Source organism: Faecalimonas nexilis (assembly GCF_059731825.1).
On sequence record NZ_AP029189.1, the window covers coordinates 11116 to 37197 of the forward strand.

At 39.4% G+C, this 26082-nt stretch carries 23 protein-coding genes and 1 tRNA gene; all 24 read left to right on the forward strand.

The window, feature by feature from the left end; translation table 11 throughout:
• Positions 1-24 precede the first annotated feature (24 nt).
• Positions 25-1566, forward strand: a complete 1542-nt coding sequence (locus AC6I5B_RS00050) for an ABC transporter ATP-binding protein (protein WP_022251133.1) — start codon at positions 25-27, stop codon at positions 1564-1566.
• Positions 1559-2698 (forward strand): ABC transporter permease, encoded by a 1140-nt coding sequence (locus AC6I5B_RS00055; protein WP_071143459.1) that lies wholly within the window; start codon positions 1559-1561, stop codon positions 2696-2698. Before AC6I5B_RS00050 ends, AC6I5B_RS00055 begins: the two co-directional genes overlap by 8 nt.
• A complete protein-coding gene (locus AC6I5B_RS00060) occupies positions 2698-3639 on the forward strand; it encodes an ABC transporter permease (RefSeq protein ID WP_004613297.1) in 942 nt (313 codons plus the stop codon). The genes AC6I5B_RS00055 and AC6I5B_RS00060 overlap by 1 nt, the downstream gene beginning before the upstream one ends.
• Positions 3640-3680: 41 nt before the next feature.
• A complete protein-coding gene (gene udp / locus AC6I5B_RS00065) occupies positions 3681-4466 on the forward strand; it encodes a uridine phosphorylase (RefSeq protein WP_044987382.1) in 786 nt (261 codons plus the stop codon).
• A gap of 10 nt (positions 4467-4476) precedes the next feature.
• Positions 4477-5142, forward strand: a complete 666-nt coding sequence (gene deoC, locus AC6I5B_RS00070) for a deoxyribose-phosphate aldolase (RefSeq protein ID WP_004613299.1) — start codon at positions 4477-4479, stop codon at positions 5140-5142.
• Between the two features lie 19 nt (positions 5143-5161).
• Positions 5162-5581 (forward strand): cytidine deaminase, encoded by a 420-nt coding sequence (locus AC6I5B_RS00075; RefSeq protein ID WP_004613300.1) that lies wholly within the window; start codon positions 5162-5164, stop codon positions 5579-5581.
• A gap of 11 nt (positions 5582-5592) precedes the next feature.
• Entirely contained in the window at positions 5593-6570 is a 978-nt protein-coding gene (gene add, locus AC6I5B_RS00080; protein WP_004613301.1) for an adenosine deaminase, read from the forward strand.
• Between the two features lie 23 nt (positions 6571-6593).
• Positions 6594-7784 carry a phosphopentomutase gene (locus AC6I5B_RS00085; protein ID WP_004613302.1) on the forward strand — a complete coding sequence of 397 codons (1191 nt, stop codon included), beginning with the start codon at positions 6594-6596 and terminating at the stop codon, positions 7782-7784.
• 13 nt (positions 7785-7797) lie between these two features.
• Positions 7798-8436, forward strand: a complete 639-nt coding sequence (locus AC6I5B_RS00090) for a YczE/YyaS/YitT family protein (RefSeq protein WP_004613303.1) — start codon at positions 7798-7800, stop codon at positions 8434-8436.
• 18 nt (positions 8437-8454) lie between these two features.
• The gene (locus AC6I5B_RS00095; RefSeq protein WP_022251131.1) at positions 8455-9183 is read left to right on the forward strand and encodes a Crp/Fnr family transcriptional regulator; all 729 of its coding nucleotides are present in this window, start codon (positions 8455-8457) and stop codon (positions 9181-9183) included.
• A 19-nt stretch (positions 9184-9202) separates the two neighbouring features.
• Positions 9203-10024 carry a purine-nucleoside phosphorylase gene (locus AC6I5B_RS00100; RefSeq protein ID WP_004613305.1) on the forward strand — a complete coding sequence of 274 codons (822 nt, stop codon included), beginning with the start codon at positions 9203-9205 and terminating at the stop codon, positions 10022-10024.
• Positions 10025-10054: 30 nt separating this feature from the next.
• Positions 10055-12145 carry a bifunctional metallophosphatase/5'-nucleotidase gene (locus AC6I5B_RS00105; RefSeq protein WP_117787986.1) on the forward strand — a complete coding sequence of 697 codons (2091 nt, stop codon included), beginning with the start codon at positions 10055-10057 and terminating at the stop codon, positions 12143-12145.
• Between the two features lie 97 nt (positions 12146-12242).
• Positions 12243-18011, forward strand: a complete 5769-nt coding sequence (locus AC6I5B_RS00110) for a CehA/McbA family metallohydrolase (protein WP_497773523.1) — start codon at positions 12243-12245, stop codon at positions 18009-18011.
• A gap of 22 nt (positions 18012-18033) precedes the next feature.
• Positions 18034-19200, forward strand: coding sequence for a YibE/F family protein (locus AC6I5B_RS00115; RefSeq protein ID WP_004613308.1), 1167 nt, complete (start codon positions 18034-18036; stop codon positions 19198-19200).
• A gap of 134 nt (positions 19201-19334) precedes the next feature.
• Positions 19335-19787, forward strand: a complete 453-nt coding sequence (locus AC6I5B_RS00120) for a DUF2975 domain-containing protein (RefSeq protein ID WP_004613309.1) — start codon at positions 19335-19337, stop codon at positions 19785-19787.
• A gap of 11 nt (positions 19788-19798) precedes the next feature.
• Positions 19799-20014 (forward strand): helix-turn-helix domain-containing protein, encoded by a 216-nt coding sequence (locus AC6I5B_RS00125; RefSeq protein ID WP_004613310.1) that lies wholly within the window; start codon positions 19799-19801, stop codon positions 20012-20014.
• A 21-nt stretch (positions 20015-20035) separates the two neighbouring features.
• On the forward strand, positions 20036-20347 hold the full coding sequence (locus AC6I5B_RS00130; protein ID WP_004613311.1) for a hypothetical protein: 312 nt from the start codon (positions 20036-20038) through the stop codon (positions 20345-20347).
• Positions 20348-20351: 4 nt separating this feature from the next.
• Positions 20352-21842 carry a DUF4153 domain-containing protein gene (locus AC6I5B_RS00135; RefSeq protein ID WP_497773524.1) on the forward strand — a complete coding sequence of 497 codons (1491 nt, stop codon included), beginning with the start codon at positions 20352-20354 and terminating at the stop codon, positions 21840-21842.
• A gap of 80 nt (positions 21843-21922) precedes the next feature.
• Complete coding sequence (locus AC6I5B_RS00140; protein ID WP_004613313.1) at positions 21923-22768, forward strand: fumarate hydratase; 846 nt, start codon at positions 21923-21925, stop codon at positions 22766-22768.
• Positions 22769-22777: 9 nt separating this feature from the next.
• The gene (locus AC6I5B_RS00145) at positions 22778-23326 is read left to right on the forward strand and encodes a Fe-S-containing hydro-lyase (protein WP_004613314.1); all 549 of its coding nucleotides are present in this window, start codon (positions 22778-22780) and stop codon (positions 23324-23326) included.
• A 14-nt stretch (positions 23327-23340) separates the two neighbouring features.
• The gene (locus AC6I5B_RS00150; RefSeq protein ID WP_117787995.1) at positions 23341-24057 is read left to right on the forward strand and encodes a lysophospholipid acyltransferase family protein; all 717 of its coding nucleotides are present in this window, start codon (positions 23341-23343) and stop codon (positions 24055-24057) included.
• A 9-nt stretch (positions 24058-24066) separates the two neighbouring features.
• Positions 24067-25101, forward strand: a complete 1035-nt coding sequence (locus AC6I5B_RS00155; protein ID WP_004613316.1) for a transglutaminase domain-containing protein — start codon at positions 24067-24069, stop codon at positions 25099-25101.
• 32 nt (positions 25102-25133) lie between these two features.
• The gene (locus tag AC6I5B_RS00160; RefSeq protein WP_117787997.1) at positions 25134-25637 is read left to right on the forward strand and encodes a cob(I)yrinic acid a,c-diamide adenosyltransferase; all 504 of its coding nucleotides are present in this window, start codon (positions 25134-25136) and stop codon (positions 25635-25637) included.
• Positions 25638-25782: 145 nt separating this feature from the next.
• Positions 25783-25870: transfer RNA gene (locus AC6I5B_RS00165), tRNA-Ser, on the forward strand.
• Positions 25871-26082 lie beyond the last annotated feature (212 nt).

Here is a 26082-nt window from a genome sequence, read left to right on the forward strand (position 1 = left end):
AAAGGGAGAGGAGGTATGTAAAGGATGGGAAATTATGCAATTGAGATGCTGAATATTACAAAACGTTTTCCGGGAATCATTGCAAATGACAATATCACTTTACAGCTTAAAAAAGGTGAGATCCACGCGCTTTTAGGAGAAAATGGCGCGGGAAAATCAACACTGATGAGTGTACTTTTTGGTTTGTATCAGCCGGAGGAGGGTGAGATACGAAAAGACGGAAAAAAAGTGTCTATCAATGACCCGAATGATGCGAATGCACTTGGAATCGGAATGGTTCACCAGCATTTCAAATTGGTGGAATGTTTCAGTGTCTTGGATAACATTATTCTTGGAGTGGAGACGACAAAGGGAGGTTTACTCAAAAAAGATGCAGCGAGAAAGAAAGTCATGGATCTTTCTGAAAAATATGGTCTTTCAGTAGACCCAGACGCTTTGATCGAAGATATCACAGTAGGTATGCAGCAGAGAACGGAGATTTTAAAGATGCTGTATCGAGACAACGAGATTTTAATTTTTGATGAACCGACAGCGGTACTGACTCCACAGGAGATTCAGGAGCTTATGGAAATCATGAAGAACCTTGCGGCAGAAGGAAAAAGTATTCTTTTTATCACACATAAGCTTGGCGAGATCATGCAGGTGGCAGACCGATGCAGTGTACTCAGAAAAGGAAAATATATCGGAACGGTAGACATCAAAGATACAACACCGGAAAAGCTTTCAGCAATGATGGTAGGTCGTGATGTTAATTTTGTAGTGGAGAAAAAGCCGGCAAAACCAGGTGAGGTTGTCCTTGATATAGAAGGCATGACGGTTGCTTCAAAACACCATAAAAACAATGCGGTAAACAATGTATCTCTTCAGGTGCACAGAGGAGAGATTGTGTGTATTGCAGGAATCGATGGAAATGGACAGACAGAATTTGTATATGGATTGTCCGGATTAGAGCCATTAAAGAGCGGTAAGATCACAATGAATGGGGAAGATATCACAGAGATGTCAATCCGAAAGAGACTGACATCCGGCATGAGTCATATTCCTGAAGACAGACATAAACATGGTCTTGTACTTGATTACTCATTGGAAGATAATATTGTGCTTCAAAGATATTTTGAGCCACAGTTTACAAACAAATTTGGATTTTTAAAACGAAAAGAGATTCGTAAGTATGCAAATCGGCTGATTGAACAGTATGACGTAAGATCCGGACAGGGAGCAATCACAAAAGCTCGTTCTATGTCAGGAGGTAATCAGCAGAAAGCGATTATCGCGCGTGAGATAGATAAGAATCCTGAACTTTTGATTGCAGTGCAGCCAACACGTGGTCTGGATGTAGGAGCGATTGAATATATCCACAAACAATTAGTGGCACAAAGAGATGCCGGAAAAGGTGTTCTTCTTGTCAGTCTGGAACTTGATGAGGTTATGAATGTCTCTGATAGAATTCTCGTAATGTATGAAGGTGAGATTGTGGGAGAATTTGATCCTAAGGAAGTGACGGTAGAAGAACTTGGACTTTACATGGCAGGTTCTAAGAGAAAGGGGGCAGGAACAAATGAATAATCAGATAAAAAAGAAAGAAAGTATCTTAAGAAACAATGGGTTTCAGACAATCATTGCGTCTCTGCTCTGTATTATTATTGGACTTTTGATTGGTTATATCGTGCTTTTAATCATTAATCCAAGCGGTGCGGGAGAAGCAATCACAGCAATTTTAAAGAACTTCTTCTATTACCCGAGTGAAGTTGCGGTGAAGAAATATTTCGGAACGACACTTGTAAAAGCATCTGCACTTTTGATGTGTTCTCTTTCGGTATTGTTTGCATATAAAGTAGGATTGTTCAATATCGGAGCAGCCGGACAATATGTAATCGGCGCAGGGGCATGTCTTTACTTTGGACTTCAACTTAAAATGCCTTGGTATGTATGTTTGATCGCAGCAGTTGTATCAGCAGCAATTGTCGGAGGAATTTCAGGGTTATTGAAAGCATATTTTAACGTAAATGAGGTTATTTCGTGTATTATGCTGAACTGGATTGGACTTTACAGTGTCAACATGTTGCTGACAAAAGTAAAAGATGCATCGACACCATATACAAAGCCATTATCCAGCACAAATAAAAACGCGTTGCTTCCGAATGCAGGTTTAGATAAACTGTTTGCCAATAATGAATTTGTTACAATCGGTCTTGTACTTTCCGTTGTAATGGCAATTGTTGTATGGGTAATTTTAGAAAAAACAAAATTCGGATATGAATTAAAAGCAACCGGATTAAATAAAAATGCAGCAAAATACTGCGGTATGCGTGAAAAAAGAAATATTATTTTAACAATGGTAATTGCAGGCGGACTTGCAGGACTTGGTGCTGGAATCTTTTATCTGACTGGAATTGAGCAGTGGATGGTTCAGCAGACAACAGTTCCGGCAATGGGATTCAATGGAATTGCAGCGGCATTTCTTGGTGGATCAAGCCCGATTGGAGCGATTTTTTCATCATACTTTATCCAGCACATCACAAGTGGTGGTACTTATGTAGACAAAACAATGTATTGTACACAGATTTCTGATTTGATTTCAGCATTTATCATTTATCTGTGCGGATTCGTACTTTTCTTCAAAATGTGGCTGAATAGATTTCTCAATAAAAGAGAAGAAAAACGTCTTGCAAAAGAGCAGAAAGGGGGAGAAGCATAATGTTGTTATTAGTTCAGTATACGTTAATATTTGCTTCTGTTCTGGTTCTCGTAGCACTTGGAGGATGTTTCTCAGAACATAGTGGCGTTATCAATATCGGATTAGAAGGAATCATGGTTATGGGTGCTTTAGGAGGAGCGCTTATGATGAAATATATTCCGGCAGGAATGGCTGCACCGCTTGTAATTTTGCTTGTTGTGCTGGCAAGTGTTCTGATCGGTATGATTTTTTCAATGTTACTTGGAGTGGCAGCAATCAAATTTAACGCAGACCAGACACTGGTAGGTACAGCGTTAAACTTATTAGGACCTGCAGCAGCAGTTGTATTAGTAAGAGCAATCAATACAGCAGAAAGTGTAGACAATGTATCTTCAACAGTGGCATATGGACATTCTAAAAAAGCATTTGTTATGAATATTGGAAGTTTTGAGTTTAACTGGTTCATGCTTATTGCACTACTTGTTTTGATTGCGGCATATATCGTCCTTTACAAGACAAAATTCGGACTTAGACTTTGCGCGTGTGGTGAACACCCACAGGCAGCTGACTCAGTTGGTATCAATGTATATAAGATGCGTTATGCGGGTGTTTTGATTTCGGGAGCACTCGGAGGACTTGGAGGACTTGTGTATATCACAGCCGGTGTAAGTGAGTGGAAATTTGAAAATGGTGTTGCGGGATTTGGTTTCCTTGCTCTTGCCGTTATGATTTTTGGTCAGTGGAAACCGGTCAATATCGGACTTGCAGCATTATTGTTCGGGCTGTTCCGTGCACTTTCTAATGTTTACACAGGATTTGATGCACTTGTTGCGTTAAAACTTCCAAGCACCGTATACAACATGCTTCCATACATTATTTCTCTGATTGTTCTTATATTTGTATCGAAGAAATCAAGAGCGCCAAAAGCAGAAGGAATTCCTTACGATAAAGGTCAACGTTAGAAAAATAGAGACGGAAAAGTGAAAAAGGGAGGAAGATGACGATGAAGAATTATTCGGAAGATGCAAGCAGACAATACCATATTCAGGTAGCAGAAGGTGAAGTCGGACGCTATGTGATCATGCCGGGAGATCCAAAACGGTGTGTAAAGATTGCACAGTATTTTGACAATCCGATTTTAGTTGCAGATAACAGGGAATATATCACTTACACAGGAACTTTGGATGGAGTGAAGGTAAGTGTGACATCTACCGGAATCGGCGGTCCGTCTGCAGCTATCGCGATGGAAGAATTATATCGCTGTGGAGCAGATACATTTATCCGTATTGGAACTTGCGGAGGTATGCAGACAGAAGTAAAAAGCGGAGATGTCGTAGTTGCAACAGGTGCGATTCGCATGGAAGGAACATCAAGAGAATATGCGCCGATGGAATTTCCGTCAGTTGCAGATCTGTCTGTGACAAATGCACTTGTGCATGCAGCTGAAAAGAAAGGGTATCCTTTCCACACAGGTGTTGTTCAGTGTAAAGATGCTTTTTACGGACAGCATGAGCCGGAGACAAAACCGGTCAGCTATGAATTGATGAATAAGTGGGAAGCATGGAAAAGACTTGGCTGTCTGGCATCTGAGATGGAATCAGCCGCATTGTTTATTGTGGCAAGTTATCTTCGTGTGAGAGCCGGCTCCTGCTTTCTTGTAGTTGCAAATCAGGAAAGAGAAAAACTGGGACTGGAAAATCCGGTCGTACACGATACCGATATGGCAATTCAGGTCGCAGTTGAGGCAATCCGCTCTCTGATTCAGGAAGACCAGAAAAAAGAAAAATAGGAGATAAAAAATGAACGTAAATGAAATGTTAAAACATGTAGATCATACACTTTTGACACAGACTGCTACATGGGAAGAGATCAAGCAGATTTGTGATGATGCAGTAAAATATGAGACAGCCTCTGTATGTATACCTCCAAGCTATGTGAAGCAGGCAAATGAATATATGCAGGGAAAGATTCCGGTTTGTACAGTAATCGGTTTTCCAAATGGATATATGACAACAAAGACCAAAGAATTTGAAACAAAAGATGCGATTGCAAACGGAGCATCTGAGATTGATATGGTCATTAATATCGGTTGGTTAAAAGATAAAAAATATGATCTTGTAGAAGAAGAAATCCGTACGTTAAAAGCAGCATGTGGTGAAAAAATCTTGAAAGTGATTATTGAGACATGTCTTTTGACAGAAGAAGAAAAGATTAAAATGTGCGAACTTGTGACAAATGCAGGCGCAGATTATATTAAGACTTCTACCGGATTTTCAACTGCAGGAGCAACCTTTGCAGATATTGAATTGTTTGCAAAGCATATCGGACCAGATGTGAAGATGAAAGCAGCAGGAGGAATTTCTTCTCTGGATGATGCGGAAAAATTCCTTGCATTGGGAGCAGATCGCCTTGGAACAAGCAGAATGATCAAACTTGTGAAAAATGAAGAGGCGTCCGGGTATTAAAAAAACGGAGGAACTGTGAATGGATAAAAAAATTGCAGAAGAAATGATTGAACTTGCCATAAAACAATTGGATTTTTCATATGTACCGTATTCAGGCTTTAAGGTTGGAGCGGCGCTTCGCACAAAAGATGGACAATATTACACAGGCTGTAATATTGAAAATGCCTCTTACACACCGACAAACTGTGCAGAAAGAACAGCATTCTTTAAGGCGGTCAGTGAAGGCGTAAGAGAATTTGAAGCTATTTGTGTGGTAGGAGGAAAAGACGGGATTCTTACCGATTATGCATCGCCATGTGGTGTGTGCCGGCAGGTAATGATGGAGTTTTGTGATCCGGAGACATTTCAGATTATCCTTGCAACAGGGAAAGAGCAATATGAAGTATTTACGTTAAAAGAGATACTTCCACTTGGATTCGGACCTAAAAATCTGAGGTAGAGGAGAAAAATATGACAGTAAACGAATTGAGACAGTTACCAAAAATCGAACTGCATTGTCATCTGGATGGTTCCTTAAGTAAAGAGTTCGTAGAGACACGGCTTCAAAGAGCTGTGTCTTGCGAAGAGCTCAGTGTTTCCGATGAGTGTACAAGCCTTGTGGAATATTTGAAAAAATTTGATCTTCCGGGGCAGTGTCTTACAGATGAAGAGGGACTTTTTGGAGCGGGATATGATGTACTTCGAACAATGAGCCAGGAAAATGTGTGTTATGCTGAGATTCGCTTTGCACCACTTTTTCATGTGTCGGAACAGATGAACACAGAGCAGGTGATAGAATCACTTTTAAATGGGCTCGAAAAAGGGAAAAAAGACTTTGGGGTAGAATATAATGTAATAACATGTGCTATGAGACATCATAGTGCGAAGCAGAATTATCAGATGATAAAAACGGCATGCCAGTTTCTTGGAAGGGGTGTGTGTGCAGCCGATTTAGCAGGAGCAGAAGCACAATATCCAATGACAGAGTTTATGGAACTCTTTGAACAGACAAAGAAGCTTGGTATGCCTTTTACTATTCATGCCGGAGAATGTGGAAATGCCCAGAATATTGTAGATGCGATAGAAGCCGGGGCAAAAAGAATCGGACATGGTATTGCGATGCGAGGTCATGAAGAGATACAAAAATTGGTAAAAGAGCGCCATATTGGAGTTGAGATATGTCCGATCAGCAACCTTCAGACAAAAGCAGTCAAGAGACCGGAAGAATATCCAATCAAAGAATTTTTAAATGCCGGTCTGCTTGTCAGTGTTAATACAGATAATCGGACGGTGAGCAGTACGTCCATGACAAAAGAGCTTGAATTTATTCAAAGTATGTATGGAGTAAGTGATGAGGAGATCCTTTTGATGATGCGAAATGCGGCGGAGACAGCATTTGCATCTGAAGAACTAAAACACAGACTTTATAAAAAACTAGACGTAATCTAACAAATAAAATGAGGTGAGAATAAATGAACGAGTATAAAAGAATATTTGTGATTGTTCTTGATTCACTTGGAATCGGAGCAATGCCGGATTCAAAAAAATTCGGAGATGAAGGCGTAGATACATTTGGACATATTTTGGAAAAAATGGGCACATTGGAGATTCCAAATCTGCAAAAATTAGGAATGTTAAATTTGCATTCGGCAGGGAAGATGGAAAAAGTCGAAGAACCAAAAGGACGTTATATGAGACTTGGTGAGGCAAGCAATGGAAAAGATACGATGACCGGACATTGGGAGATGATGGGAATCAAGACAGAAAGACCGTTTAAGACATTTACAGATACCGGATTTCCGCCGGAACTGATTGCAGAATTAGAAAAACAGTGTGGCAAAAAAGTCATCGGAAATAAAAGTGCAAGCGGAACAGAGATTATTGAGGAGCTTGGTGAAGAAGAGATCAACACAGGGGCAATGATCGTGTATACATCTGCCGATTCGGTTCTTCAGATTTGTGGAAATGAGGAGACATTTGATCTGCAAAATCTGTACCGCTGCTGTGAAATTGCAAGAGAGATCACGCTGAAAGATGAGTGGAGAGTGGGACGTGTCATTGCAAGACCATATGTTGGAAAGAAAAAAGGAGAATTTAAGCGTACAAGCAATCGCCATGATTACGCTTTAAAACCAACGGGAAGAACAGCGTTGAATGCATTAAAAGACAAAGGTCTTGATGTAATTGGCGTAGGAAAGATCAATGATATTTTCTGCGGCGAAGGAATTACAGAGACACATCATTCAGACAGTTCGGTTCATGGAATGGAGCAGACCATCGAGATCAGTAAAAAGGATTTCCACGGACTTTGCTTTGTTAATCTTGTTGACTTCGATGCTCTTTGGGGACATCGAAGAGATGTGGAAGGATACGGAAAAGAGATTGAAAAATTCGATAAAAATCTGGGTGTTCTTTTGGAACAGTTAAGGGAAGACGATCTACTGATTTTGACGGCAGATCACGGAAATGACCCGACGTATACCGGAACAGATCATACAAGAGAATATGTGCCGTTTGTTGCCTATGCAAAGAAGATGGGGCATGGAGGTCCAATTGAAAATGAAGATACATTTGCGGTGATTGGGGCATCTGTAGCAGAAAACTTTGGCGTTGCGATGCCGGATGGAACAATCGGAAAATCTATTTTAAATAAACTAGTGTAAAGAGAGAAAAAACGTGAAAAGAGAAAAAAGGATAAGAATTATTCTAGCAATTTTGGGAATTATTCTAGTCGGGACAGGTGTAGCATTCAATGCTGCCGCAGCACTTGGAAATGATCCGGTTGGAATTGTCTATGACGGAATCAGAAGCGCTTTAAATCTTTCTTCAGAACAGCTTGGAATGGCATCTAACATTGTAAATATTGTTCTTGTAGTGATTATATTCTTTTGGGAAAGACACTATGTAAATATTGGAACATTTATTTATATTATTCCATATGGGTTCGTTGTAGATCTGGGTGGAAGATTATATCACATGTTGTTTAAGGTTCAGACACTTCCGGTACAGATTGCAGGTGCAGCAATCGGTTGTTTCCTGCTTTATATGGGGGTTGCAATGTACATTACGGCGGATGTCGGACTAGATCCGTTTACCGGATTTGTAATGACAATCAGAGACAAGGTGAACAAACAGTTCCGTGTAGTAAAAGTATGTTTTGACATCTGTTGTATTGTGCTTGGATTTGTGCTTGGAGGAAAGCTTGGAATCATTACGATTCTGACAGCATTGGCGGCAGGACCGGTCATTCAGTTTTTAGCTGAGATTGTTCAAAAACAAATGGAAAAGACAGGACTATTCAGCCAAAGACGATAAAAGAGAGGTGAATAGTGTGTGGGATATAAGACTTTATATGATGCACTTCCATTTTTAAAAGACATTGATAAAAAACGTCAGGAACAGTTTAAAGAATATTTCAGGACGGCGCCACTTTGGGTGATGGATTCATTTCATATAGAAGAGATGGATAAGGGTGTGATATTCGTACGCGAAAATGCACCTGTAGAAAATATTTATTTCATCGGAAAAGGAATTATCGAAGCCATTGACTATAGAGTGCATGGAGTAGCGTATGAGTTTATGCGGTTCGATAATGTGTATGCAATGGGTGGGATGGAGTACATCATGGATATGAAGACTTATAGGACAACGCTTAGAACAGTGACAAGATGTACCGTTGTAAAAATGTCGAGAGCAAATTTTGAAAAATGGATGAGTGCGGATATTCATGCATTAAAACAGGAGGCAAAGCAAGTTGCAAACTATCTTCTGGAGGAGGGAAGAAAAGGGCGGACTTTATTATTTCTTCAAGGGGCGGACAGACTTTCGATGCTTCTCGTGGAACGATTTGAGCGTTACGCAAAAAATGGTCTTCTGCAGGTCCGAGGTGGTCAGCAGGGATTATCTAACTCAACAGGGCTTTGCTTAAAAACGATCAATCGATCAGTAAAAAAGCTATCAGAACAAGGATTGATAACTAAAGAAGGAAATAAAATTTTGGTCGATCAATCACAGTATGAACGTTTAAAAGAAATCATTTCCAAAATCGTAACTTTGGAATAAAGGGAAAAGAGGTAAAAAGATGAATAAAGTATATGAAAAATTGATGATATGCGTGGAGAGTATTCGAAAAAGAATTGATTTTCAGCCGGAGGTTGCATTGATCTTGGGGTCAGGTCTTGGAGATTACGCAGATGAGATTCAGATTGAGCAGACGATCAACTATACGGAAATCGAAGGATTTCCAACTTCAACAGTAGCAGGTCATAAAGGAAGATTTGTATTTGGTTATGTGAATGAAGTACCAGTTGTGATCATGCAGGGAAGAGTACATTTTTATGAGGGATATCCGATGTCAGATGTAGTGCTTCCAACAAGACTGATGGGAATGCTCGGAGCAAAAAAATTAATCCTGACCAATGCAGCAGGTGGTGCAAACTTTGATTTTAAACCGGGAGATTTTATGATCATCAATGACCATATTACAATTGCAATACCAAGCCCTCTGATCGGTGAAAATATAGATGAACTCGGCGTAAGATTTCCAGATATGAGCGAGGTATACAGCCAGCGTATGCGTAAAATCATCAAAGATACAGCAGAAAAAATGGGAATCAAAATGCAGGAAGGTGTATATATGCAGTTTACAGGACCAGCATATGAGACACCAGCAGAGGTTCGTCTTGCAAGAACACTCGGCGGAGATGCTGTTGGTATGAGTACGGCATGTGAAGCGATGGCTGCACATCATATGGGAATGGAGGTATGTGGAATTTCATGTATTACAAATCTTGCAGCGGGAATGTCGACAGAAAAATTAGATCACAAAGAAGTACAGGAGACGGCAGACCGTGTAGCGAAACAGTTTAAAGAACTGATTACAGGAATTGTAACAAACATCTAAAGAGTTTCCGTAAAGGAAGGGGAAAAGAAAATGAATAAGTTATCAAAAAGATTAGGTGCTATGGCGATGGTTCTGACAATGACAGCATCTTATGTACCGGCAGTATTTGCAGAAGATGCAGGAACACAGGAGCCAGATTACACTGGATGGGACACAATAAAAGTATTTGAGACGACAGATGTACATGGATACATTACAGATGTCTCCAGTTACAAAGAGGATACGTTTGAATATCGTCTTGCATATTTTTCAAAAATTGTAAACGATGCACGCAATAACGATGCGTATGAGGACGTACTGCTTTTGGATACCGGTGATATCTATCAAGGTACGCCACATTCTAATCTGACTTATGGTGCAGCAATGCGTGCAGCATATGATCAGATGGACTATGATGCGGTAGGACTTGGAAACCATGAGTTTGACTGGGATGTAAAAACATATGCGACAGATGCAAAAGGAACCATGGCTCCATATGAGATTGGTTCTTACAAGGGGGATTCGGATATTCCTGTTCTTATGAGTAACCTGTACTATAAAGACAGTGGTGAACGTGTAGAATTCACACAGGATTATACGATCGTAGACAAAGGAGATTACAAGGTCGGAATCGTCGGCTGGGCAGATGACTACTCAGCAGATATCAAGGCTTCTCAGATTGCACCATATACAATCGATGACAATCGGGAAAAATTAAAGGAACTTGCGGAAGAAGTAGATAAGAAAGCCGATATTGTGGTTATTCTTGCACATTCTGATCCAAAATCGATTGCAGAAGAGATGGATCCGGAAGTCGTTGATCTTGTGGCAGGGGGACATACACATAAAAATGTAAATGGAACTGCTGATAACGGTATCGACTATATGCAGGGAAATTGCTATGCATATGGATATTCTACAGCAGAGATTAAAGTGAATCCTGAGACAAAAGACGTAGAAGTGACAACACCGGAATTCAAGGACATTTCTCCAAAAGGCGGAGATCATTCTTACTTATATTACAACAATGGAAATAATACACAATTAGATCCGGAAGTTACAAAGATCAGTCAGGCGGCATGGGATGCAGTAAAAGGTGAGATGTACGAAGTACTCGGAACAGTTGACCAAAGCATTACAAAAGACTTTATCGATGAGACGAACGGGACATCTTCTATCGCAGGTAACTGGCTTGCAGATATGATGCTTGCAGCGACAAAAGATCAGAACACAGTGGCAGCATTTGCAAACAGAGGTGGAATCCGTGCAAACCTTGAGATGGCAGAAGGAGCGTCAAGCCGTGATATTACGGTGGCAGATATTTACACAATCTCACCATTTGGAAACCGCATTTTGACATTTGCGATTACCGGACAACAGATGGGACAGCAGCTGGAGCGTGCTTTGATTGGATTAAATCCGGAAATTGATTCTACTGTGGCATATCAGGCTTCGAATTTGGGAGATCAGTTTGCAGGTATCACAGCAACATATAAAGTTGTAGACGGTGGAATCAAAGTATTATCCATCATGACAGATGACGGTCAGATGATTGATGTCAACGACACAACAAAGACATACAACGTATGTGTAAATGAATACTGTGCAACACTGGACGGTTCTGTATTTAAAGGAATGACACCGCTTGTACCGATGGATGAAGCTCCGGTAGATAATTTAAGTACGATTGCGGCATTGAGAGAACACCGTGATACAAAAGGATTGAACATTGAGTTAGATACAACTGTTCATACATTGACATTACAGAACAAGATTCAGCAGTGGAAAGATGCACTTGGAAGTTATGACAAGGCTTCTTTGACAGAGGCAGATCGAACAGAGATTCAAAATATTTTAGATCAGGTAAACTATATTTTATCTTCAGGTGATTTGGCAACAGAAGAAAAGACAGAACTTCAGAACGTGAAAGCAATCGCAGAAGAACTTCTGAAGACAACAGATTCCAAACCAGAAGAAAAACCGGACACAACACCGGCTCCGAAACCAATTACACCGCCAAAAAGGAGTCCAAAAACAGGCGATACAGCAAGTACAATGCCATGGGTAGTGTTAGTTATTGCTGGCGGCGCAGGTGTGGCAGCTATAGAGCTTTCTGCTAGAAAAAAAGAGAATAGAGGATAGATTTAACTGGAACTTTGCAAAAGTATGGTAGAAAAGAAATAACAACTGTAGCAAAATAGTACAATGTAACAATTTAATTGAGACGAGGAGGATTTTTATGAAACAAGGTAGAAAAATCAGTATCGTGTCACGAATGTTTGCAGTGCTTCTTGCAGTTATGATGGTATGTAGCAACATCAGTCTTCCTTCAAAAGCGGCAGAGACAGTTCAGACAATCGCAGCATGGGAATACAAGGACAAGGATTCCGCGCCTTCCAGCCTTCCGGCAGGTGCGACATCAGGAAGTGGACAGCTTAATGTCACAGGAGCAACTTATACCGGATATTCGTCAAAAAGCCTGGCGGCGAATAACTGGGAAGAAGAAGGTTATTGGACCATTTCCGAAATCAATGCAGAAAAGTATGAAAATTTAACATTTTCGGCTTCGCTTCGTTCCTCAAATACAGGAGCAAAAAATTTCCAATTGGAATATTCTTTGGATAAAGGACAGAGTTGGACAGTCGTTGACGGCGGAGCGGTAGAAATTACAAGTACCAATTTGACACAATTATACAAAGATGTGAAACTTCCGGCAGAGCTTTCCGGACAGAATTTTGCACTTCGTGTAAAAAAAGTTGGGACAACAAGTGTGAACGGCGGTACAGTTGCACCGACCGGAGCAAGCAATATTAACCATATTGTGATTAAAGGAACAACGACAGAAGATGGCGGAGAAACGACCGAGACTTGTGCCGAGGTTGAGGCATCCGTAGAACCTGGCAAGGTGGCAGCCGGAACAGAGGTCACATTATCCTGCCAGACCGAGGGGGCAGAAATTTACTACAAAGTAAATGATGCACAGGAATTTACAAAATATGATGCAGCAATCACGATTACAGAAAATACAACAATCACTGCATATTCACAAAAAGAAGGATTCAATAACAGTGAACAGAAAGTATTTTCGTATACAGTGGAAGAAGAGCCGGCTCCGGAGCCAGAACCGGATCCATCAGAAGGACAAAGACTCACAGAGTTAAAAGACGGCGATGTGTTTGTAATGTACAATCCGGCAAACAAAAAAGTAATGTCAGCTTCCGCAAGTGGAACAAGGCTGGCAGCATTGGATGGACAACCATCGGAAGAAGATGTTTTAGATGCACCGGAAGGCTCAGCAGTTTTGAAAGCATCATTAGATGAAAAGACAGGATATTACACACTTACTGCACAAGGCAAATACCTCACAACTGGAAAAAGTGGTGGAAGCCTTACGTTAGAAGAAAAAGAAAGTGATTATAGTCTGTGGGAAGTAGAAAAAGCAGACGAAAATGGCGGATTCTTTTTAAGAAGTGTCAATGCAGAGTATGGTGGAAAGAAAAATCAATACATAGAATACTATAGTACGTTTACAACATTCGGAAAGAAAGAAGGTTCCTCAGCAGACGCGTACTTGATGTATTTCTATCCGGCAAAAGAAGGTGTTCAGGTAGAGACAGATACTGTTCTGAATGTGGCACAGTGGGCAGGAAATGCCAACTACGAAGAAGCTGGTGTGCAGACAAGCATTGCAGGGGATTTGTATAAGACAAATGACATGTTGGATACCGATGCAAATTATATAGCAGTTGTGTCCGGCAAAGAAGTACTCCCATACACAAAAGCAACGAGCTCTAACACGGATTCTACTTCTTACTATATGGGCGGTACCGGATTAGGATCAGGGAACAATGATTACCTGCAATTTGCATTATCTTCAAAAGGATACGGAGCGATGGAACTTTCATTCCGTCTTCGCTCAAGCAAGACAGGGGCAGGCTCTTATCAGCTTCAGTACTCTGTAGATGGAACAAAATTTGAGGATTTTACAACCGGTTCTTATTCTTACAAATATACAAGCTATGGCTCAGATGGAAAACCGTATGAAGTAAGTAAATCGGGAGATGTCAAAGACGGGATTGCAAAGACAAGCTATGCTCCGGGGGAATACATTAACTTTAAATTTGATGTTCCGGAAGGAGCAGAACATGCGGAGAAATTATATGTTCGTCTTGTAGCAGGAACAGAGCGTGCAGATGGAAAAGAAGGAACACCAGATAAAAGAGGAACACTTCGTATAGATTCGGTAGTGCTTACCGGAAGTCCGGTCATTGCGGATGATATCTGCGGTTATGTAAAAGCAGATCCGGCATCCGGAGAAGCGGCAACGGGAACCGAGATCACACTGACAAGTGCGACAGAAGGTGCGGCTATTTATTATTCAATAGATGGCGGAGAGTACAAAGTATACGATGATGCCAACAAACCTGTCTTAGAAAAGCTTCCTGCAAATATGCGGGCATATGCATCAAAAGATGGTGTGTCAGACAGTATTAAGACAATTTACAAATATACAAGCGGCAAGGTGAAAAACGTAGAGGCAACACCAAATGGCGGCGCAGTTATGAAAAACACAGAAGTCACTTTGAAATGTGCAACAGAAGGTGCAACTATTTTATATTCTACTGACGATGGACAGAATTGGACAGAGTACACAGAAAAAATTGTGTTGTCAGAACTTCCAATGACGTTCAAAGTAAAAGCAGTCAAAGAAGGATATGAAGACAGCAACATTGTTACACTTTCTTACACAGAGAGAACAAGTGAAAAATATAATCTTTATTTTGGACAGCTTCATTCCCACACAAGCTATTCCGATGGTGCGGGAACTGCACAGCAGGCATATGAACATGCTTCAGGGGTGGAAAATCTTGATTTCCTTGCACTGACAGATCACTCGAACTCGTTTGACAACGCAGACAGTGCATCTATTACAGACGGTTCTATGAGTGAGGAATGGACAGAAGGACATGAGCTTGCTCAAAAGTATACAACTGACGATTTTGTAGGTTTGTTTGGATATGAGATGACATGGTCAAACGGTCTTGGACATATGAACACTTTCAATACGGAAGGGTTCCAGAGCAGGACACAGACAGAATTCTCAACATACAGCACAGCCTTGCAGAACTACTATGCAGCGTTAAAGACAGCGCCACAGTCAATTTCACAATTCAATCACCCAGGAACGACATTTGGTGATTTCAGTGATTTTGCTCACTACGATGAAGAAATTGACAAGCTGATCACAACAATTGAAGTTGGAAATGGAGAAGGAGCAATCGGAAGTTCCGGATATTTCCCATCTTACGAGTACTATCAGAGAGCACTTGATAAAGGATGGCATGTAGCTCCGACAAACAATCAGGACAACCACAAAGGACTTTGGGGAGATGCCAACACAGCACGAAGTGTTGTATTAGCTGACAGCCTCACACAGGAAAATATCTATGATGCAATGCGCAACTATCGTGTGTATGCAACTGAAGATAATGACTTAAACATTTATTACACATTAGATGGTTATGAGATGGGCTCTATTTTGTCAGAAGGACAGGTAGGAGACACCGTTACTTTAAAAGCAGAATTAAGTGATAAGACTGATGATTCTATCGGAAAAGTTCAAGTCATTACAAATGGCGGACTTGTACTGAAAGAAGAGACTGTTGCAGCCAATACAGATACAGTAGAATTCCAGATAGATAATAACTATTCATATTACTATTTGAAAATCACAGAGACTGACGGTGATATAGCAGTGACGGCTCCGGTATGGGTAGGAGAAGTGGAAGCAGCAGGAATCAACGGAATCTCTACAACCGAAGTACTTCCGGTAAAAGGAGAGGCATTGCCTGTTACATTGGATTTATACAACAATGAAAATACAGATATGACAATCAACTCAATTACATTTTCCGTAGATGGAGAAAATGTACATGAAGTTGATTTGGAGAAAAATAACCTGACAAAAGTAGATTCGATGGGAACAGCATCTTACACATTTGATTATACTTATGACAAAGTAGGAAACATGGAACTAAATGTCACAGTGAATGCAACACTCAACGGAGTAGAGAAAGTTTATAGCAGCGTTTTGAAGCTTACATATGTAACGCCGGAGATGGTGACAAAAGTAATCATTGACGGTACACATTACAATGACTATGTGACAGGATATTATGGTGGAAATGTCGGAAACTTTACAAAGATTGCGGGAGACAAGAATGTAAAAGTTGAGGTTGTGAAAGATGAGATCACACCAGAAATGTTAGAAGACTGTGCATTGCTTGTTGTCTCAGCACCGGCAAAGAAAACAGGAACAGCAAATGCCGGAGATTACAAACCTTCGCATTTCAGTGATGAATTTATTAACATGGTAAAAGACTACACAGATAAAGGCGGCACATTAATCGCATGCGGAATTGCAGATTATCAGGATACAACAAGCGGCCAGACAGCAACAGAGATGAACAAGCTCTTAAAAGCAGTCGGGGCAACAACAACCCTGAACAGTGATGAAGCATATGACGAGACAAATAACGGCGGTCAGCCATACCGCTTATATCTGAAAAACTACAACAAAGATTCAAAATATTTAGAAGGTGCAGTAGAAGATCAGGAATACAGTGCATACAGCGGATGTACGGTAAACCTTGACAAAGATGCAGTTGCAGCCGGAAAAGCAGAGGCACTGATTACAGGATATGACACAACATATTCTATTGACTGCAAAGATGAAAACGGAAATCCAGTATCAGGTAGTCCGGTTGTAGTAGAAAAAGGAGATATGGTGGCGCTTGCACATGAGACGCTTGATAGCGGTGCAAATGTATTTGTGGCAGGAACTGTATTTATCTCTGACTTTGAAGTGAAGGCGGAGCAGGATAATATTTGGGATCTGCCATACCTCAACAAGACAATTGTAGAGAATATTTTGGATGAAGTGACAGTAGAGCTTGAGACGACACCGATTGAGACAGTGCGTAAAGAGGGAAAAATGGGTGATGTATTTGCAATCGAAGGCTATGTGACAGCAGGTACGAGCAATGAAAATAACAAATTCTTTGATGCTATTTACGTGCAGGACGACACTGCCGGAATTACCGTATTCCCATATGCACAGACGGGTCTGGAAATCGGAACAAAAATCAGAATTACCGGATATGTAGACGCATATCAGGGAGATAAAGAAATCCAGATCATTAAAAGCGAGATCATTCCAGATGATACCCATGTGTATGATCCGGAAAAACTATCTGCAAAAGATGCGATGAATTATGAAGAGAACGGAGGAAAGCTTGTTCAGATCAGTGGAAAGGTAACAGATGTAGTTTACAGTGCAGATGGAACCGGAGTATCACAGTTCTGGATTGAGGATGGAAGCGGAGAAAAAGGAAATGTCTTTATTGACGGTTATATTACTTCCGGAACAACCGGAAAGAATGAACTGGCATCTTTCGTGAAAAAAGGAGCAACCGTTTCGGCAGTAGGACTTGTATATGCACATCCGGAAGGAGAGTCAGACATTCCGGTCACATGCTTAAGAGTCCGTAACTGTGATGAGATTAAACAAGAACAGACTGGCGTGACAGTTGATAAGAATGCGCTTTTGGAAGAAATAGAAAAACTTCCTGCAAAATCACAGAGCAGTTATACAGAAGAAAGCTGGAACAACTATGCTACGGCATTGAAAGAGGCACAACGTGTATATGCAGATGAAAATGCAACACAGGCAGAAGTAGATGCAGCAGTAAAAGCACTTCAGGATGCGAAAAAGGCACTTGTAGAAAAGAGTAATAATGGCAATGGCGGTAATAACAACAATGATGGTAATACCGGAAACAGTGGAAATGCCGGAAGCGGTAGTCAAAATGGAAACGGCAAGAAACCTCAAAATACAGCAAATAAAGGGGCTCAGACCGGCGATCAACAAGCTGTTACAATGTATCTGGTTCTGATTGCAGCCTCAGTGATCGCAGTGTCATTTACAAAAAAGAGAAAAGTAAACTAAACAGCAAAACAGGTGAACAAAAATGAAAAAAATATGGACTTCACCTATGAAAAGGAAAGGTGGCCAGTTGCTCATTGGGGTGCTGGCTGCCCTTGCTTTTATATTGGTGATCTACTATGCAAACCATGACAGACCAGTTTACAAAGAAGGAGATACATCAGGGACTTCTTATGAAATTGGAAAAGTAGTTGGAATTCTGGAAGATAATGTGACTGTAGATGAGAGTACAGATGGTCTGTGGCGTGGGGATATGAAACTTCAGGTAAAAATACTGACAGGAGCATACAAAGGTGAAACTGCAGAAGTAACAAACTATTTCAGTTCTCTGTATAATGTCAGAGTCAGTCAGGGAGATAAAGTATCTATCCGAATTGATACAGATGATGATGGAGGATATCAGGTATCGGTCTATAATTATTATCGAGTACCACAGATTATAGCAGCGATTGCAATTTTTATCTTACTGTTAATTGTCATTGGCGGAAAAAAGGGAGCAAAATCAGCGGTTGGTATTATATTCACGATGGTGTGTATTATATGGATTTTACTGCCGCTTACAATGAAAGGATATTCGGCACTCCTTGTAACAATTGTTCTCATTCTGATTTGTAATCTGGTAACGTTCTTTTTGATAGATGGGATTCAGATTAAGACTGTGGTCGCAGCAATCGGAAGCATGTGCGGAGTGCTTGCAGGAGCAGGATTTTCTGTTATTGCACAGAGATTCATGTCAGTGACAACATACCAGATGGAAGAAGCGGAAAATTTACTTCTCATCATGGGAACAACTGATTTAAAGATAAAGGATCTCTTCCTGTGTGGAATCTTAATTGCATGTATGGGGGCGGTAATGGATGTGGCAATGAGTATTGCATCTTCCATTGCGGAACTTCACATAGTAAATCCACAACTGACAAGGTGGGAGTTGTTCCGGTCAGGAATGAATATTGGAAAAGATGCAATGGGAACAATGTCGAACACATTGATTCTTGCATTTGCAGGAAATTCATTAAACATGATGGTTATGATCTATTCCTACGGAATCGGATTCCAGCAGTTGATGAATACAGACTTTATAGCAATCGAAGTAATCAGAAGTATTGCCGGAAGTATCGGAATTATATGTACCGTGCCGTTTGTGGCGTTTATAGCCGCTACAGTATTTGCAAAGAGTCACAGCACAAAATAGTGCTGTGTCTTTTTTTGTAACTTTTTATAAAACAATAAATACATATTGAAAAACGATAAAAAACTATTGAAAAACAGAATGTTATGTGATATATTAACATCAACAAATAAGACATTAAAAGAAAGGAAAAAGCTATGAGAGAAGAAAAAATTATTAAATTTACAAAAATCATATTAGATATCATGTATTTTTCTGGAATGATAGTTGTTGTGACTTTGCCGTTCACTCTAAAATTAGCAGGAGAATACTATTCAGTAGCAATTGCTCAGAATTATTACAAGATGCTGGTTGTATTTGCGGCATCATCTATATTTGGAATATTTATTTTAGGACAGCTCCGTAAAATGATGAAGACGGTAATTTGTGATGATTGCTTTGTGTGGCAGAATGTAAAAAGTTTAGAAATTATGTCAGTCTGCAGTTTTAGTATTTCTATTTTATTTATTTTAAAAGTATTTTTTGTCCCAACACCGGCCACATTGATTATTATTCTTGTATTTTTCATCGCAGCACTTTTTTGTATTGTATTATCCTGTGTTTTTCGCCAGGCAATCAATTACAAAGAAGAAAATGATCTTACAATTTAGGGAGGTGCCATATGGGAATTATCATTAACTTAGACGTCGTCATGGCACAGAGGAAAAAGGGGCTGACAGAGCTTTCAAAAGAGGTGGATATCACGATGGCAAACTTATCTATTTTAAAAAATAATAAAGCAAAAGCAATTCGGTTTTCTACATTGGAAGCAATATGTAAGGCTCTTGATTGTCAACCGGGAGATATTATTGAGTATGTTCCTGATGAAGAAGAGTGATATTGAAAAGGAGAGGATAGTATGAATACTTTGACAGATGTAATGAACTATTTTCATTTTGTTATGATTGCGGTATATGTGCTTGGTGGAATTACTGTTATTACAACAGTGGCAAATATAAAAAAGAAAAATTGCAGAACAGTTTTTCTCGTAATTTCCACAATGGTTCTGTTTGCATTGATATCAATCTATTTCTTTTTTGGTGTATTGGCGGATAACTATGCGGCAAACCTGTCATTTTGGCAGATTCATTTGAATGGAATTGCTTTCATAAGTGTGAGTTGCTGGATAATACAGATTGTATTTTTATTCTTGACAAGAAAAAAGAGGTGACATTATGGAAAAAACATTGATTAGCAAAATGGAAACACAATTTCCATTCTTTGGTCTAATGAGTCTTTTATACGGAATGATATTTGCGTTTTGTATGTACAGTAACTTCAATGGTGTTACGTTTCCGATTCTTATTGTGGTTACAATATTGTTTGGAGTCCGATATGTGAAAAAGATTGGGCTTACAATCCAAAGATATACATGGATTTATATTTTAGGGATGATATTGCTTGCAATTTCAAGCTTTATGACGACCAATGCATTTATCATATTTTTTAACTGGGTTGGAATCTTTTTATTGTTTGTTGTAATGATGATACATCAGTTTTACAAAGACCTCAATTGGAGCTTTCAAGTATACTTTAGAAATATAATTGTGGTACTTGGAATAACGCTTGGGAGTATCGTTTATCCGTTCCGTCATGCGGCAGCGTATATTGCACCAAAATCATCAAAACAGAAAAGGATTGCAGTGTATATTTTAGTCGGAGTGGTAATTGCAGCAGGACTTTTATTGCTCATTCTTCCGTTGCTCGTACATTCAGATCGTATCTTTGAGATGTATTTTGGAAATATAGCAAGCCATATTCAATTTGGGAATATTTTTGGAATTTGTATGATGGCTTTGATAATGTGCATTTTATGTTATGCATTTTTCAGTGCACTATGCAGATACCAACCAGAAGAGGAAACAGAGACGAGAGGAAAGAAATGCAATCCGATAGTAGGAATTACATTTACATCTGTTATCGCAGTAATATATCTTTTTTACAGTGTGATTCAGATTATATATCTGTTCATAGGACAGGATGGTGGAATTCCGGCAGAAATCACTTATGCAGAGTATGCACGTTCCGGATTTTGGGAACTTCTCTTTGTGAGTATTATTAACTTTTTGATGGTGCTCGTAAGTATCTATTTGTTTCAAGAAAATAAGATTTTAAAAGGAATCCTTGCAATCATTTGTATGTGTACGTTTATTATGATTTTTTCATCTGCGTACCGCATGTGGATGTATGTAGATGTTTATCATCTTACATTTTTACGGATGTTTGTGCTTTGGTTTTTGGGAACACTTACATTGGTAATGCTCGGAACAATTCTTAGCATTTATAAAAAGAAATTTCCGTTGTTTCGCTATATCATGCTGGTAGTTGGCTGTTGTTATATTGTATTTTCTTTGGCGAGACCAGACTATTGGATTGCAACATATAATATTGCAAATACAGAAAATATGAATATGGGAGAACTGAATTATCTTGTTTATAGTTTATCCGATGATGCAGCACCAGCAATTGCCAAGATTCAGCCACAAGAGATTACATGGAGTGAAAATGATTATTGGTATTATGATGATTTAGAGCAACCAAAGAATGTATTGAAAAATTATTTTTCTGACATAAAGGAAAGATATCGGAATTTGGATATACGCAAGTGGAACTATGCAAAAATGCAGGCTGTAAAAGAGGCAGAACAATATTTGACGGACAAATAAAAAATAGAAAGAAGAGCCAGAATATGATATGATAATACATATTATATTTTGGCTCTTTTAGCCTGAAAGGAGTGACCTACGTGATTCGTACAATCAATATAAAAGAAATTACAACAAATATAAAAGAAATGTGTATCGAAGCGAACCATTTTCTATCCGAAGATATGGAGCGAGCAATGAAGCAAGCCGAAAAAGCAGAGCAATCACCTCTTGGAAAACAGATATTAGAACAGCTTGAGGAGAATCTTCAGATTGCTGCAGATGATATGATACCAATTTGCCAGGATACAGGAATGGCAGTGATTTTTTTGGAAATCGGACAGGATGTCCATTTACAAGGTGGTTCATTGGAGGATGCGGTCAATGAGGGGGTACGTCAGGGATATGTGGAAGGATTTTTACGAAAATCCGTCGTCAAAGATCCTCTTATTCGTGAAAATACAAAAGATAATACACCTGCGGTCATTCATTATAAAATTGTGGAAGGTTCGCAAGTAAAAATCAAAGTTGCACCGAAAGGATTTGGAAGTGAGAATATGAGCCGTGTTTTTATGCTAAAACCGGCAGACGGAATAGAAGGTGTCAAAGAAGCGGTCCTGACAGCTGTTAAAGAAGCAGGTCCGAATGCATGTCCACCGATGGTAGTGGGAGTTGGAATTGGAGGCACATTTGAAAAATGTGCACTTATGGCAAAAGAGGCATTGACAAGAGAAGTCGGAACACACTCTGATATTCAGTATGTCAAAGAGATGGAAAAAGAATTACTTGCGAAGATCAACAGTCTTGGAATAGGACCGGGAGGTCTTGGAGGAACCACGACGGCTCTTGCGGTAAATATCAACACCTATCCAACTCATATTGCCGGACTTCCGGTTGCAATTAATATTTGCTGTCATGTGAACCGTCATATTGTTCGTGTATTATAGGAGGTCATTATGGAAAAATATATAAAAGCACCACTGGAAAAAGAAATCGTAAAAACACTGCGTGCCGGAGATTATGTATATATCACAGGAACAATTTATACAGCACGTGATGCAGCGCATAAAAGAATGGATGAGACATTGCGGGAAGGAAAAGAACTTCCGGTTCCGCTCAAAGATGAGATTGTCTATTATATGGGACCGTCTCCGGCGAGAGAGGGACGGGTAATCGGATCTGCTGGACCGACGACCGCAAGCCGTATGGATAAATACACACCGAAGCTGCTAGACTTAGGACTTGGCGGGATGATTGGAAAAGGAAAACGGTCCAAAGAAGTCATAGATGCAATCATTCGCAATCAATCAGTTTATTTTGCGGCAGTCGGAGGTGCAGGGGCTCTTCTTTCAAAATGTATTCAGGAGTCCGAGGTGGTAGCCTACGACGATCTCGGAACAGAGGCAATACGTCGGCTGACTGTAAAAAATTTTCCCGTTATCGTTGTAATTGACTGCGAAGGCAATAATCTGTACGAGACTGCAATAGAACAGTATAAAAAATAAAAGAGGGCAAAAAGATGAAAAGAATTTTAATGATGGTATTCCGAAATATTCTGCTTGTTCCATATATGTGGTGCAAGCTGTGCTATTATGCAAGTCATGTGGAAAAATACACAGAAAAGCAGCGCTATGACATGTTGAAATTTATTGTAAAACGAGCTAATCGAGGCGGGAATGTACATATTGATGTGCATGGACAGAATAATATACCGAAAGAAGATGGATTTATGTTCTTCCCGAACCATCAAGGACTGTATGATGTGCTGGCGATTGTAGATGCCTGCCCGGACCATCCATTTTCTGTTGTGGCAAAGCAGGAAGTGAAAAATATACAATTTTTAAAGCAGGTATTTGCCTGCATGAAAGCGTTTACAATCGACCGCGATGATGTGAGACAGTCCATGAAAGTTATCATGGCAGTGTCAGAAGAGGTAAAAAACGGACGTAACTATCTCATTTTTCCGGAAGGAACGAGATCAAAAAATGGAAATCAAGTCGGAGAATTTAAAGGTGGAAGCTTCAAAGCAGCGACAAAAGCAAAATGTCCGATTGTGCCGGTTGCACTGATTGATTCCTTCAAACCATTTGATACAAAGACAATTTCACAGGTTGATGTGCAGGTACATTTCTTAAAACCGATGCTGTACGAAGAATATAAAGATATGAAGACAGTGGAGATTGCGGCGGAAGTAAAAAGACGGATTGAGGAAGTTATTAAGGAGAATGAGCGGTAGGAGAGAGCCATGAAAATAAAACCTAAATATCTGATTATTTGTTGTTGCATTGTATTTGCAATATTAGTGGCAATCAATATCATTAGTGAAAACCAGTCACAAAATGTAGCAAAGAATCAGATTAAAGAGCTGGCATTGACATATGAGTATATTGATACAAATTTTTATTATGAGCAATTAACCTCTGATGAGCAGGAGGTTTACCATAAAATTATAGAACAGTTAGATGTGTATCAAGGTGGAGAGATTCTTTTGGATAAAAAGATATCGGTCAACGAATTATCTAGAATCGCAGATGCAGTTCGGTTTAACAATCATAACAACTATTTTTATTTTCTTTTAACATTACCATTTACATCAGAAAATAAACTTGTAAACTGGGGAACAAATCAGAAAAAAGAGGACTTGGAAGAGAAAAAGATAGGTAAACTATTATTGGAACTCTATGTTGGAGAGGAAGACACGAGGTTAAATCAGTTTGAAATTTCAGATGATATGATTGTGACAAATTATGAATCGGAAAAGAAAATTTTTTCAACAATTTCCAATGATTTAATGAATCAATATGAGAGTATTCAAAAAGAGACGAATGAAATATTAGATGATGTTATTTCTAAAATGCCTAAAAATCTGACACAGGAAGAGGCAGTTGAGTATTTTAGTAATTGGATCATCGAAAATATGGATTATACAGAGAACTATACACCCAATATAGGATATGGAGAGGCGAAGGACGAAGAATTACAATTTAGTGTGTATATTTCATCTGTGACAAATAAATCTGCAGTGTGTGCGGGGCTTTCCATGATTTTATCAGAGTTATGTCGGAAAGCTGGGATAGAGTCCTATGTTTGTCTTGGAACAGTGTCTAATGGAGGAAGTCCTTTAAATCATGCATGGACAGCAATTAAAATAGGAGATACAACATATTACAAAGATCCGACGAAAGAAGTCGGTGCAAACAAGATATTTCCGCTAAAGACGCGAGAACAGCTGACGAGCGGAAATTATATTCTTAGATTTAGCAGCCATTTTAAATATTAGTTTACAGTAAAACAAAGCGAGGAGTGATAAAAATGAAGTTATATACAGGTACGGGGGACATAGGTATGACATCTTTACTCAACGAGACTAAGGTGTCAAAGGCAGATGACAGAATTGAACTGTTAGGAACAATAGACGAACTAAGCAGTAATATTGGTTTGGCAAAAGTTGTGGTAAAAGAAGAACAAAAACGAGAATTATCTGCGATTCAACAGGTACTGCTTACAGTGATGGCAGGAATTGCAGACTCTGCGAATGCAGACTTTAGAGTAAACAATGAGCAAATTACTTATATTGAAAGCCAAATTGATAAGATAGAAAATGCATTTCCAAGAGAAAAGAAATTCATTCTCTACGGTGACTGTGAAGCATCCGCACGTCTAGATGTCGCGCGGTCAGTTGCAAGGCGTGCAGAAAGATGCTTTAAAAGGGTAGAACTTCAATATCATGTGGATAAGAAAGCAATGCAATATATGAACAGACTGTCTGATTATCTATATATTATGGCAAGATATGAGGATTACAAAGAAAAATAAAATGCCTGAAATCCTTAATAAAAACAAGGAATTGAGTCAATATGAAAATTAAGTTAAAAAAACCGTTGACATTTGTAAAATCCTCTAGTATAATAACTTTTGCATTGCAGGAGAGCAATGTGAATATCATATCAAAAAACAATTCGGAGAAATACTCAAGAGGCCGAAGAGGCGCCCCTGCTAAGGGTGTAGGTCGGGCAACCGGCGCGAGGGTTCAAATCCCTCTTTCTCCGCTTTGAAAAAAGAGCATTAAAATAAAAAATAAAAAACTTTAAAAAAGTTGTTGACAAGCTCTAAAAGATGTGGTAATCTAATATAGCTGTCGCAAGACAACAAAAACAAAGAACATTGATAATTAAACAACAGATGACAAGATAACCCTGAAAGATTCTTGAAAGAGAAAAATTCAGAACAGACATGAAAATGTCAACCTAAAACAGTAAAG